We start from the raw sequence: 12,069 nt of genomic DNA, 5'->3' as shown, positions 1-12,069 counted from the left end.
GCTTGCCCCCGATGGCGGTGGATCAGTCACAGCTTCAGTGACTGACACTCTGCTATCGGGGGCAAGCCCCCTCCCACATTTGCACCGTGTCGGCCGTTAGACCGGCGCAGGCGCCCGACGCTTGTCCGGCTGCTGCCAGCCATCGGCGGCCGCTTCTTCGATCGCTTGTTGGATCGCCTTCTTGCGCATCTCTTCGGCACGTCGGCTGAAGAACCACACCAGGAAAGTCACCAACGACACCGCCAGCAGAATCAGGCTGGCCACGGCGTTGATCTCCGGTTTGACCCCCAGGCGCACCGCCGAGAAGACTTCCATCGGCAACGTGGTCGAACCCGGGCCCGACACGAAGCTGGCGAGTACCAGGTCATCGAGGGACAGCGCGAAGGACATCATCCCACCCGCCGCCAACGACGGCGCGATCATCGGGATGGTGATCAGGAAGAACACCTTCCACGGCCGCGCGCCCAGGTCCATCGCCGCTTCTTCAATCGACAGGTCCAGCTCGCGCAAGCGCGCCGACACCACCACCGCCACATACGCCGCGCAGAACGTGGTGTGGGCGATCCAGATGGTGACGATGCCACGTTCCTGGGGCCAGCCGATCATCTGCGCCATCGCCACGAACAGCAGCAACAGCGACAGACCGGTGATCACCTCGGGCATGACCAACGGCGCGGTCACCAGGCCGCCGAACAGCGTGCGGCCCTTGAACTGGCTGATGCGCGTCAGCACGAACGCCGCCAATGTACCCAGCGCCACGGCCGCGACGGCCGTGTAGCAGGCGATTTCCAGGGAACGCGCCACCGAGCCCATCAACTGGGTGTTGTCCAGCAGGCCCACGTACCACTTGATCGACCAACCGCCCCACACCGTCACCAGCTTGGATTCGTTGAACGAGTAGATCACCAGGATCAGCATCGGCAGGTAGATGAACAACAACCCCGCCACCAGCATGAAGCTTGAGAAACTGACGCGCTTCATATCTTGCCCTCCATCTCTTTGGCTTGGCTGCGGTTGAACAGGATGATCGGCACGATCAGGATCGCCAGCATCACCACCGCCAGGGCAGAAGCCACCGGCCAGTCACGGTTGTTGAAGAATTCTTGCCACAACACTTTACCGATCATCAGGGTTTCCGGGCCGCCGAGCAGTTCCGGGATCACGAACTCGCCCACCACCGGGATGAAGACCAGCATGCAACCGGCGATGATGCCGTTCTTGGACAGCGGCACGGTGATCTTCCAGAAGCTGTTGAAGGTGCTCGAACCCAGGTCCGAGGCAGCTTCCAGCAGGCTCTGGTCATGTTTCACCAGGTTGGCGTACAGCGGCAGGATCATGAACGGCAGGTACGAATAGACCACGCCGATATACACCGCGATGTTGGTGTTGAGGATCTGCAGCGGCTCGTTGATCAGCCCGATGGACATCAGGAAGCTGTTGAGCAAGCCGTTGTTGCTGAGGATGCCCATCCACGCGTACACGCGGATCAGGATCGCGGTCCAGGTCGGCATCATGATCAGCAGCACGAGGACGGTCTGCATCTCTTTGCGCGCACTGGCAATCGCATAGGCCATCGGGTAGCCGATCACCAGGCACAGCAGGGTGCTGAAGAACGCCATCTTCAGCGAGCCCAGGTACGCGGCGATGTACAACTCATCGTCGCCGAGCATCGCGTAGTTGGCCAGGTTCAGCACCAGTTGCAGCTTCTGCTCAACGAAGGTGTAGATCTCGGTGTAAGGCGGGATCGCCACGTCGGCTTCGGCAAAGCTGATCTTCAGGACGATGAAGAACGGCAGCATGAAGAACAGGAACAGCCAGAGGAAAGGGATCCCGATGACCACATGCCGGCCACCGGGGGTTATTCGTTGCAGCTGGCGCTTGAATTTTTTCATGTTCATGAGCGAAGTACCACGCCGCTGTCGTCTTCCCACCACACGTACACCTGATCACCCCAGGTTGGGCGCTGGCCACGGCGTTCGGCGTTGGCGACGAAGGATTGCACGAGCTTGCCGCTCGGCAACTCGACGTAGAACACCGAGTGGCCGCCGAGGTAGGCGATGTCGTGGACCTTGCCGCTGGACCAGTTGTGCTCGCAGGTCGGCATTTGAGTGGTGACCAGCAGTTTTTCCGGGCGGATGGCGTAGGTCACCGACTTGTCTTCCACCGAAGTGGCGATGCCGTAGCCAACGTAGATGTCGCGGTCCAGGTCCGGGCACTTGAGCACTGCGTGGCCTTCAGCGTCGTCGACCACCTGGGTGTCGAAGATGTTGACGTTGCCGATGAACTCGCACACCAGGCGGCTGGTCGGCGTCTCGTAGATGTCGACCGGGCTGCCGATCTGCGCGATCCAGCCCAGGTGCATGATCGCGATGCGCTCGGCCATGGTCATGGCCTCTTCCTGGTCGTGGGTCACCATCACGCAGGTCACGCCGACGCGCTCGATGATTTCCACCAGTTCCAGCTGCATCTGCGAACGCAGTTTCTTGTCCAGCGCCCCCATCGGCTCATCGAGCAGCAGCAGTTTCGGGCGCTTGGCCAGGGAACGGGCCAGGGCCACACGCTGGCGCTGGCCACCGGACAACTGGTGCGGCTTGCGCTTGGCGTACTGGCTCATCTGCACCAGCTTGAGCATCTCGGCCACGCGGGCGTCGACTTCGGCCTTGGGGATCTTGTCCTGTTGCAGGCCAAACGCGATGTTCTGCGCCACGGTCATGTGCGGGAACAGCGCGTAGGACTGGAACATCATGTTGATCGGCCGCTCGTAGGGCGGCATGTCGGTGATGTCCACACCGTCGAGGTAGATGCGACCCTCGGTTGGGCGCTCGAAACCTGCGAGCATGCGCAACAAGGTGGATTTGCCCGAACCCGAACCGCCGAGCAAGGCGAAGATCTCGCCTTTCTTGATTTCCAGGGACACATCGTCCACGGCAATCGTCTCGTCGAACTTCTTCGTGACCCGGTCGATTTTGACCAGCACCTTTTTCGGTGTCTGGTCGCCCTCGAGGGCTTTCTTATAGGCGCCGGAGGCAACTGCCATTTACGAAACTCCCAAAAAAAAGAGTGCAGTTCGCCCGACGCGGGCGAACCCAGGATAGTTTGAGCCTTACTTGCCCGTCTTGACCTTGGTCCAGCTACGGGTCATTAAACGCTGCACTTTCGGGGGTAGCTCGAAGTTGACAAATGTCCGGTCGAGAACCGCCTGCGGTGGGTAAACCGCTTCGTCGGTGCGTATCGATTGCTCCATCAGTGCGTCCGCCCCTGGGTTAGGGTTGGCATAACCGACGTAATCACTGACCTGAGCGATAACCTCAGGTTGCAGTAAATAGTTGATGAAGGCGTGGGCTTCTTTAACGTTGGTCGCGTCCTTGGGGATCGCCAGCACGTCAAACCACAGGTTGCCGCCTTCTTTCGGAATCGCGTAGGCGATGTTCACGCCCTTGCCCGCCTCGGCTGCGCGGGCCTTGGCCTGGAACACATCGCCGGAGAACCCGGCCGCCACGCAGATGTTGCCGTTGGCCAGGTCGGAGATGTATTTGGAAGAATGGAAGTAGGTCACATAAGGCCGCACTTTCAGCAGTTTCGCTTCGGCCTTCTTGTAGTCTTCGGGGTTCTCGCTGTTGGGGTTCAGGCCCATGTAGTTGAGCACCGCCGGCAGCATTTCATCTGCCGAGTCCATGAAGGACACGCCGCACGTCGCAAGCTTCTTCATATTTTCCGGCTCGAACAGCACGGCCCAGGAGTCGATCTTGTCGACGCCCAGCACTTCTTTGACTTTATCGACGTTGTAACCGATGCCGTTGGTGCCCCACAGGTACGGCACGGCGTATTGGTTGCCTGGGTCGTTCTTTTCCAGGCGCTTGAGCAGCGCCGGGTCGAGGTTGGCGTAGTGAGTCAGCAACGACTTGTCGAGCTTCTGGAACGCCCCGGCCTTGATCTGTTTGCCGAGGAAGTGATTGGACGGCACCACCACGTCGTAACCGGTACGTCCGGCCAGCAACTTGCCTTCCAGGGTTTCGTTGGAATCAAACACGTCATACACAGGCTTGATACCGGAGGCCTTTTCAAAGTTGGCCAGGGTGTCGGGGCCGATGTAGTCCGACCAGTTATAAACATGCACAGTCGATGCGGCCTGCACGCTGACAGCCAGCGTGATACCTGCACCTACCAGCAAGGCTTGGCGAAATAAAGAAAATGGCAAGTGGAGGTCCTCTTAAATAGTTGGGCCCAAAGTTGTTGCCCGGCAACAAAACCGGCGCGCAACTTACCCTCGATAAACCGATCCGGCAAAACTTTCTGTCATTTAATTACTGTACGGCTGCCGCTCTTTGTAGGAGCGAGCTTGCTCGCGAAGAACTCACAGGCAACGCGGGCGACCAGAGGCGCTGCGTTATCGTTGACGATTTTCGCGAGCAAGCTCGCTCCTACAGGTTTCCTCGCTTATTTGCCCGATTTGATTTTGGTCCAGCTACGGGTCATTTCACGCTGAGTCGCCGCCGGCAAGTCGGCAATGGCATACAGCTTGGCTTGCACGTCCGCTGGCGGGTAGATGCCTGGGTCGCTGGTGATGTCTTTGTCGACCAATGCGGTGGCTTTCTCGTTACCGTTCGGGAAACGCACGCTGTTGGTGATCGCAGCCATGACTTTCGGCTCGAGCAGGTAGTTCATGAACTTGTAGGCCGCTTCGACGTTTTCGGCATCTTTAGGGATGGCGACCATGTCATAGAAACTGCCGGCGCCTTCCTTCGGAATGTCATACGCCACTTTGACCTTGCCACCGGCTTCAGCCGCGCGGGATTTGGCCTGCTGGATGTCACCCGAGTAACCCACGGCTACGCAGATGTTGCCGTTGGCCAGGTCGGAGATGTACTTGGACGAGTGGAAGTAGCCGATCGAAGGACGGATCTTCAGGAACAGGTCTTCAGCTTGCTTGAGGTCGGCTTTCTTCTGGCTGTCGGTCGGCAGGCCCAGGTAATGCAGCGCGATCGGCAGCATTTCGGTTGGCGAATCGAGGAAGCTCACACCGCAGCTCTTGAGCTTGGCGATGTTTTCCGGCTTGAGCAGGATGTCCCACGAATCGATCTTGTCGACGCCCAGCGCGGCCTTGACCTTCTCCGGGTTGTAACCGATGCCGATCGAACCCCACATGTACGGGAAAGCGTGCTTGTTGTCCGGGTCGCTGACCGACACGGCCTTGAGCAGCGACGTGTTCAGGTTTTCGTAGTTGGACAGCTTGGACTTGTCCAGCTCCTGGTAGACGCCGGCCTTGATCTGCTTGGCGAGGAAGTTGTTCGACGGTACGACGATGTCGTAACCGGACTTGCCTGCCAGCAACTTGGCTTCAAGGGTCTCGTTGCTGTCGAATACGTCGTACACCACTTTGATGCCCGACTCTTTTTCAAAGTTGGCGATGGTGTCCGGAGCAATGTAGTCGGACCAGTTATAGACGTGCAGCACTTTATCGTCTGCCTGGGCCGCGCCCGCCATTGCGCCCATCAGGGACAACGCGAGGAGGGTCTTGCCAGCGTTCTTCAAACCTAATGCCTTCATTTGGTGATGCTCCAATTTTCTTTTTTGGGCCGCAGCATGCTTCATCGATACACAGCTGTTCGGCAGCCCGTCGAAGGGCAGCAAAACAGGACAACAGTCTGGCAACTTAGGGGGCCGGCTTTCAACTAACCCCCCACTTTTATAACTGCCCGAACGCAGCACCCGAGAGTCACTGCGTTCTGAGCCTAGCACTTAGCCCTGCAATGCCGCCAAAGTCAGGTCCAGGCAATGACGAGCCTTGGTCACCAGCTCGTCGATTTCGGTCTTGCTGATCACCAGCGGCGGCGAAATGATCATGGTGTCACCCACGGCGCGCATGATCAGGCCATTCTCGAAGCAGAAGGTTCGGCAGATCATGCCAACACCGCGGCCTTCGTAACGCTTGCGCGTCGCTTTGTCCTGAACCAGTTCAATCGCACCGAGCATGCCGACACCACGCACTTCACCCACCAACGGATGATCAGCCAGCTCCCTCAGACGTTTCTGCAAATACGGTGCCGTTTCATCATGCACACGCTTAATAATTTGTTCATCGCGCATGATGCGGATGTTTTCCAGAGCGACCGCCGCGGCCACCGGGTGACCGGAGTAGGTGAAGCCGTGGTTGAAATCGCCGCCTTCATTCAGCACCGCCACCACCTCGTCGCGCACGATCAGGCCACCCATCGGGATGTAGCCCGAGGTCAGGCCCTTGGCGATGGTCATCATGTCCGGCTTGAGGTCGTAGAAATCGCTGCCGAACCACTCGCCGGTACGGCCGAAACCGCAGATCACCTCGTCGGCGACGAACAGGATGTCGTACTTGGCGAGGATTTCCTTGATGCGCGGCCAGTAGCTGTCCGGCGGCACGATCACGCCACCGGCGCCCTGGATCGGCTCGGCAATGAAGGCACCGACGTTGTCCACGCCCAGTTCCAGAATCTTCGCTTCCAGCTGGTTGGCGGCCCACACACCGAACTCTTCGGGGCTCATGTCGCCGCCTTCGCCAAACCAGTACGGCTGGGCGATGTGGACGATGCCCGGGATCGGCAAGTCGCCCTGCTCATGCATATAAGTCATGCCGCCGAGGCTGGCGCCGGCCACGGTGGAGCCGTGGTAGCCATTCTTGCGGCTGATGATGATTTTCTTGTTCGGCTGGCCCTTGATCGCCCAATAGTGGCGGACCATGCGCAACATGGTGTCGTTGCCTTCGGAGCCGGAACCGGTGAAGAACACGTGGTTCATGCCGGCCGGTGCAACGTCGGAGATCGCCTTGGCCAGTTCCAGCACCGGCGGGTGGGCGGTCTGGAAGAACAGGTTGTAGTACGGCAGTTCTTTCATCTGCTTGGCGGCGGCGTCAGCCAGTTCATCGCGACCGTAACCGATCGCCACGCACCACAGGCCGGCCATGCCGTCGAGGATCTTGTTGCCTTCGCTGTCCCACAAGTAAACGCCGTGGGCTTTAGTAATGATCCGTGGGCCTTTCTCTTTCAACTGCTTGAAGTCGCTGAACGGCGCCAGGTGGTGATCACTGCTCAAGGCTTGCCATTCACGGGTTTGCGGGTTGTTGCTGGACATACCAATCTCCTAGACTTTTCAGTGGAGGGCGCGCCGTTCAACGGGCGCGCCCGGCGCATCAGACGGCGAAGAGCAGGAACTCCCGCTCCCACGAACTGATCACGCGCTTGAAGTTTTCATGCTCGGCCCGCTTGACCGCGACGTAGCCAGTGATGAATTTGTGACCCAGGTATTTCTCGATGGTCTTGCTGTTTTCCATGCGTTCCAGGGCGTCTTCGATGGTCAACGGCAGGCGCAGGTTGCGCCGCTCGTAACCACGGCCGACGACCGGCGCGCTTGGGTTGTGCCCTTCGACCATGCCGATGTAGCCGCACAACAGGCTGGCGGCGATCGCCAGGTACGGGTTGGCGTCTGCGCCCGGCAGGCGGTTTTCCACGCGACGGTTCTGCGGGCCGGCATCCGGTACGCGCAGGCCGACGGTGCGGTTCTCTTCGCCCCACTCCACGTTCACCGGCGCCGAAGTGTCCGGCAGGAAGCGGCGGAACGAGTTCACGTTGGGGGCAAACAGCGGCAGCAATTCGGGGATGAATTTCTGCAGGCCGCCAATGTGGTTGAGGAACAGTTGGCTCATGGTCCCGTCTTCATTGGAGAAGACGTTCTTGCCGGTGGCGATGTCGATGATGCTCTGGTGCAGGTGCATCGCGCTGCCGGGCTCGCCGGTCATCGGCTTGGCCATGAAGGTGGCGGCCACGTCGTGCTTGAGCGCGGCTTCACGCATGGTGCGCTTGAACACCAGGATCTGGTCGGCCAGGGACAGCGCGTCGCCGTGACGGAAGTTGATTTCCATCTGCGCCGTGCCGTCCTCGTGGATCAGGGTGTCGAGGTCCAGCTCCTGCAGTTCGCACCAGTCGTAGACGTCCTCGAACAGCGGGTCGAATTCGTTGGCCGCTTCTATAGAGAACGACTGCCGACCGGTTTCCGGGCGCCCGGAACGGCCGATCGGCGGTTGCAGCGGGAAGTCCGGGTCTTCGCAGCGCTTGGTCAGGTAGAACTCCATCTCCGGCGCCACGATCGGCTGCCAGCCTTTGTCGGCGTAGAGCTTGAGGACTTTCTTGAGCACGTTGCGCGGCGACAGTTCGATCGGGTTGCCTTGCTTGTCGTAGGTGTCGTGGATCACCTGGGCGGTAGGCTCGATGGCCCACGGCACCAGGAACACCGCGTTCTGGTCGGGGCGGCAGATCATGTCGATGTCGGCCGGGTCGAGCAATTCGTAATAGATGTCGTCTTCGACATAGTCGCCGGTCACGGTCTGCAACAGAACGCTCTCGGGCAGGCGCATGCCTTTCTCGGCGATGAACTTGTTGGTCGGCGAGATCTTGCCCCGGGTGATACCGGTGAGGTCGCCAATCATGCATTCGACTTCTGTGATCTTGTGGTCTTTCAACCAATCGGTGAGCTGGTCGAGGTTGTTACTCATAAATGCCTCTGGGCTGGGTTTCCTGACGTTCATTAAAGGTCAGGCGTCGGTTGACGCATCGGCGTCGCTGGTTCATCAGAGTGGGAGCTTAACCGCCATTTGGGGTGCCGTTGCACTCCTAAAGCAAAAGGCTTGCCTCCCGTGCAGGATAATGAGCGGCAACCGCAAAAAAGGCAGGACCGGCGTCATGAAAAGGGTGAGTACAAGAAAATGAACGGGGCACGCGAACAGCGTCCTGGCCGTCAAGAATAATGGCCGGATCGAAGGGGCTTATCGGGGATGGAATCATCAATGGGAATGCGCGTTCGCAACATTCGACACGGATCTGAAAAGCATGCAGACCGACCTGTTTCGCGCAGGTGGTGATGCCGATTAACGGCAGGCCAGACATGAAGCACCCCGGTATTATTGCTGTTATGGGTTTAAATCGAGCTTAGCCTTGTTCATTTTTTTACACAACACCCCCGTAAAAAATACAACACGGCCCGCTCAAGCCTGCTAGTCCCAAGCCGGGCAACCGAGCAAAACCGCCCCAAAAAGCCCCAAAAAAGCCCTCATGGCGCTTTTTTGGGGCAAAAAAGGCCTCGCTTGACTTCGGCATGCCGTTCGGGTTGACTGAAACCTGAAAAGATCAATGATTGATATTTTTAACAACAAAGGTGTTGCATCATGTCGGTACCCCCGCGTGCCGTTCAGCTTAACGAAGCGAACGCGTTCCTTAAGGATCATCCTGAGGTTCTGTACGTAGACCTTCTAATTGCGGATATGAATGGTGTGGTGCGCGGTAAGCGCATCGAACGCACCAGCCTCCACAAGGTTTACGAGAAAGGCATTAACTTGCCTGCCTCTTTATTTGCCCTGGATATCAACGGCTCAACGGTGGAAAGCACCGGCCTGGGTCTGGACATCGGTGATGCTGACCGAATCTGTTATCCAATCCCCGACACCCTGTGCAATGAACCTTGGCAAAAGCGCCCGACCGCGCAACTGCTGATGACCATGCACGAAATTGAAGGTGAACCTTTCTTCGCCGATCCGCGCGAAGTACTGCGTCAGGTTGTAAGCAAATTCGACGACCTCGGTCTGACTATCTGCGCTGCCTTCGAGCTTGAGTTCTACCTGATCGACCAGGAGAACGTGAACGGCCGCCCACAACCGCCCCGCTCGCCGATCTCCGGCAAACGCCCGCACTCGACACAGGTCTACCTGATCGACGACCTCGACGAATATGTCGACTGCCTCCAGGACATCCTGGAAGGTGCCAAAGAGCAAGGCATCCCGGCTGATGCCATCGTCAAGGAAAGTGCCCCGGCGCAGTTCGAAGTGAACCTGCACCACGTGGCCGACCCGATCAAGGCCTGCGACTACGCGGTACTGCTCAAGCGCCTGATCAAGAACATCGCCTACGACCATGAGATGGACACCACCTTCATGGCCAAGCCTTACCCAGGCCAGGCAGGCAACGGTTTGCACGTACACATTTCGATCCTGGACAAGGACGGCAAGAACATCTTTGCCAGCGAGGATCCCGAGCAGAACGCCGCATTGCGTCACGCGATCGGCGGTGTGCTGGAGACCCTACCCGCCCAAATGGCGTTCCTGTGCCCCAACGTCAACTCCTACCGTCGTTTCGGCGCACAGTTCTACGTGCCGAACTCGCCGTGCTGGGGCCTGGACAACCGCACCGTGGCGATCCGCGTGCCGACCGGCGCGGCCGACTCCGTGCGTATCGAACACCGCGTGGCCGGTGCCGATGCCAACCCCTACCTGCTGATGGCTTCGGTCCTGGCGGGCGTACACCACGGCCTGACCAACAAGATCGAACCGGGCGCGCCAGTGGAAGGCAACAGCTACGAGCAGAACGAACAAAGCCTGCCGAACAACCTGCGCGATGCCCTGCGCGAGTTGGACGACAGCGAGGTGATGGCCAAGTACATCGATCCTAAATACATCGATATCTTCGTCGCCTGTAAGGAAAGTGAGCTGGAAGAGTTCGAACACTCCATCTCCGACCTTGAGTACAACTGGTACCTGCATACCGTGTAAGCGCTGGTTGCACTGAAAAAACGTCGCAGGCCTTTGGTCTGTGGCGTTTTTTTATGGGTTGCTTTTGGTAGACCGAGTTGGCCGCCATCGGGAGCAAGCTCCCTCCCACATTTGAACGAGTTTTCCTGAAGAAACCGGTTCGAGTGTGAGAGGGAGCTTGCTCCCGATGGCGGCCTGGCAGACAACACCGGCTCCTGCTCATACAATGCCCGCTGCCTTGTAGGAGACTTCCATGACCACCCGCCCCGCCGCCCCTCGCAAACCCCGCGCCCGCAGCCAGGCCCGGATCGACGCGATCCTCGACGCCGCCCGCACGTTGCTGGCGTCCGAAGGCGTGGCCGGTTTGTCGATCTACAGCGTGGCCGAGCGCGCACAGATTCCGCCGTCGTCGGTGTACCACTTTTTCGCCAGCGTGCCGGCGCTGCTGGAAGCGTTGACCGCTGACGTCCATGCGGCATTCCGCGCCGCAATCCAGGCGCCCATCGCGCATGATTCACTCAAGTATTGGCGCGACCTGTCTTACATCGTCGAACAGCGCATGCTCACCATCTACAGCAACGACGCCGCCGCCCGCCAGCTGATCCTGACCCAGCACGGGCTGACCGAAGTGAATCAGGCCGACCGCCAGCACGATCTGGAGTTGGGTGACTTGATGCTGGCCGTGTTCAACCGGCATTTCGAAGTGCCGACCCTGCCCACCGATGTGGACGTGTTCGCGCTGGCGCTGGAATTGAGTGATCGCGTGTATGCGCGTTCGGTGCATCAGCATGGGCTGATCACGCCGCGCATGGCCGAGGAAGGCATGCGCGTGTTCGATGCATATGTGGGGCTTTATCTGCCGGCGTATTTGCCCAAGCGGGGCGTCACTGTCTGATGGATGTGTTGTCTGGCAGGGCCTCATCGGGGGCAAGCTCCCTCCCACATGTGACCGAGTTTTCCTGAAGAAACCGGTTCGAATGTGGGAGGGAGCTTGCTCCCACATGTGATCGAGTTTTCCTGAAGAAACCGGTTCGAATGTGGGAGGGAGCTTGCTCCCACATGTGATCGAGCTTTCCTGAAGAAACCGGTTCGAATGTGGGAGGGAGCTTGCTCCCACATGTGATCGAGCTTTCCTGAAGAAACCGGTTCGAATGTGGGAGGGAGCTTGCTCCCACATGTGATCGAGCTTTCCTGAAGAAACCGGTTCGAATGTGGGAGGGAGCTTGCTCCCACATGTGATCGAGCTTTCCTGAAGAAACCGGTTCGAATGTGGGAGGGAGCTTGCTCCCGATAGCGCCCTCAAGTGATCACAACTTGGCGATCGACACCTCGGTGGATTTGACGAAGGCAATCACCTCGCTGCCGATCACCAGCTCCAACTCCTTGACCGAACGGGTGGTGATCACCGACGTCACGATCCCGGACGCGGTCTGCACGTCGATTTCCGAGAGCACATCGCCTTCGACGATTTCCTTGACGGTGCCTTTGAACTGGTTACGCACGTTGATGGCTTTGATAGTCAT

At 59.0% G+C, this 12,069-nt stretch carries 11 protein-coding genes; 2 read left to right on the top strand and 9 right to left on the bottom strand.

Features of this window, described 5'->3' with window-relative positions; all coding sequences use genetic code 11:
* Positions 1-96: 96 nt before the first annotated feature.
* The 8 genes from C8K66_RS11240 to C8K66_RS30550 form a co-directional block, all read right to left on the bottom strand.
* The gene (locus C8K66_RS11240) at positions 97-981 is read right to left on the bottom strand and encodes an ABC transporter permease subunit (protein WP_015886412.1); all 885 of its coding nucleotides are present in this window, start codon (positions 979-981) and stop codon (positions 97-99) included.
* Positions 978-1,898 (bottom strand): ABC transporter permease subunit, encoded by a 921-nt coding sequence (locus C8K66_RS11235; protein WP_046381716.1) that lies wholly within the window; start codon positions 1,896-1,898, stop codon positions 978-980. Before C8K66_RS11235 ends, C8K66_RS11240 begins: the two co-directional genes overlap by 4 nt.
* Complete coding sequence (locus C8K66_RS11230; RefSeq protein ID WP_017845078.1) at positions 1,895-3,037, bottom strand: ABC transporter ATP-binding protein; 1,143 nt, start codon at positions 3,035-3,037, stop codon at positions 1,895-1,897. The genes C8K66_RS11235 and C8K66_RS11230 overlap by 4 nt, the downstream gene beginning before the upstream one ends.
* A 66-nt stretch (positions 3,038-3,103) precedes the next feature.
* Positions 3,104-4,198 carry a polyamine ABC transporter substrate-binding protein gene (locus C8K66_RS11225; protein WP_017845079.1) on the bottom strand — a complete coding sequence of 365 codons (1,095 nt, stop codon included), beginning with the start codon at positions 4,196-4,198 and terminating at the stop codon, positions 3,104-3,106.
* Between the two features lie 239 nt (positions 4,199-4,437).
* Complete coding sequence (locus tag C8K66_RS11220) at positions 4,438-5,532, bottom strand: polyamine ABC transporter substrate-binding protein (protein ID WP_046385153.1); 1,095 nt, start codon at positions 5,530-5,532, stop codon at positions 4,438-4,440.
* 207 nt (positions 5,533-5,739) lie between these two features.
* Positions 5,740-7,104, bottom strand: a complete 1,365-nt coding sequence (locus C8K66_RS11215) for an aspartate aminotransferase family protein (RefSeq protein WP_017845081.1) — start codon at positions 7,102-7,104, stop codon at positions 5,740-5,742.
* 58 nt (positions 7,105-7,162) lie between these two features.
* Positions 7,163-8,521, bottom strand: coding sequence for a glutamine synthetase family protein (locus C8K66_RS11210; RefSeq protein WP_017845082.1), 1,359 nt, complete (start codon positions 8,519-8,521; stop codon positions 7,163-7,165).
* A gap of 118 nt (positions 8,522-8,639) precedes the next feature.
* Entirely contained in the window at positions 8,640-8,912 is a 273-nt protein-coding gene (locus tag C8K66_RS30550; RefSeq protein WP_126585162.1) for a glutamine amidotransferase, read from the bottom strand.
* A gap of 278 nt (positions 8,913-9,190) precedes the next feature.
* Between C8K66_RS30550 and C8K66_RS11205 the strand changes: the two genes are divergently transcribed.
* Entirely contained in the window at positions 9,191-10,567 is a 1,377-nt protein-coding gene (locus C8K66_RS11205; protein ID WP_026139798.1) for a glutamine synthetase family protein, read from the top strand.
* A gap of 232 nt (positions 10,568-10,799) precedes the next feature.
* Positions 10,800-11,441, top strand: coding sequence for a TetR/AcrR family transcriptional regulator (locus C8K66_RS11200; protein WP_079444895.1), 642 nt, complete (start codon positions 10,800-10,802; stop codon positions 11,439-11,441).
* Between the two features lie 412 nt (positions 11,442-11,853).
* Here C8K66_RS11200 and C8K66_RS11195 read toward each other — a convergent pair whose 3' ends face one another.
* Positions 11,854-12,069 carry a molybdopterin-binding protein gene (locus C8K66_RS11195; protein ID WP_017845085.1) on the bottom strand — a complete coding sequence of 72 codons (216 nt, stop codon included), beginning with the start codon at positions 12,067-12,069 and terminating at the stop codon, positions 11,854-11,856.

This window comes from Pseudomonas sp. GV105 (genome assembly GCF_003058185.1).
GTDB classification, from domain to species: Bacteria; Pseudomonadota; Gammaproteobacteria; order Pseudomonadales; family Pseudomonadaceae; genus Aquipseudomonas; species Aquipseudomonas veronii.
This window is presented reverse-complemented; position numbering and strand designations above follow the sequence as displayed.

What these genes read in the sequence shown, in the direction of transcription:
- C8K66_RS11240 (WP_015886412.1), bottom strand. Translation starts at nt 981, where the DNA reads ATGAAGCGCGTCAGTTTCTCAAGCTTCATGCTGGTGGCGGGGTTGTTG.
- C8K66_RS11235 (WP_046381716.1), bottom strand. Translation starts at nt 1,898, where the DNA reads ATGAACATGAAAAAATTCAAGCGCCAGCTGCAACGAATAACCCCCGGT.
- C8K66_RS11230 (WP_017845078.1), bottom strand. Translation starts at nt 3,037, where the DNA reads ATGGCAGTTGCCTCCGGCGCCTATAAGAAAGCCCTCGAGGGCGACCAG.
- C8K66_RS11215 (WP_017845081.1), bottom strand. Translation starts at nt 7,104, where the DNA reads ATGTCCAGCAACAACCCGCAAACCCGTGAATGGCAAGCCTTGAGCAGT.
- C8K66_RS11210 (WP_017845082.1), bottom strand. Translation starts at nt 8,521, where the DNA reads ATGAGTAACAACCTCGACCAGCTCACCGATTGGTTGAAAGACCACAAG.
- C8K66_RS30550 (WP_126585162.1), bottom strand. Translation starts at nt 8,912, where the DNA reads ATGTCTGGCCTGCCGTTAATCGGCATCACCACCTGCGCGAAACAGGTC.
- C8K66_RS11205 (WP_026139798.1), top strand. Translation starts at nt 9,191, where the DNA reads ATGTCGGTACCCCCGCGTGCCGTTCAGCTTAACGAAGCGAACGCGTTC.
- C8K66_RS11200 (WP_079444895.1), top strand. Translation starts at nt 10,800, where the DNA reads ATGACCACCCGCCCCGCCGCCCCTCGCAAACCCCGCGCCCGCAGCCAG.
- C8K66_RS11195 (WP_017845085.1), bottom strand. Translation starts at nt 12,069, where the DNA reads ATGACTATCAAAGCCATCAACGTGCGTAACCAGTTCAAAGGCACCGTC.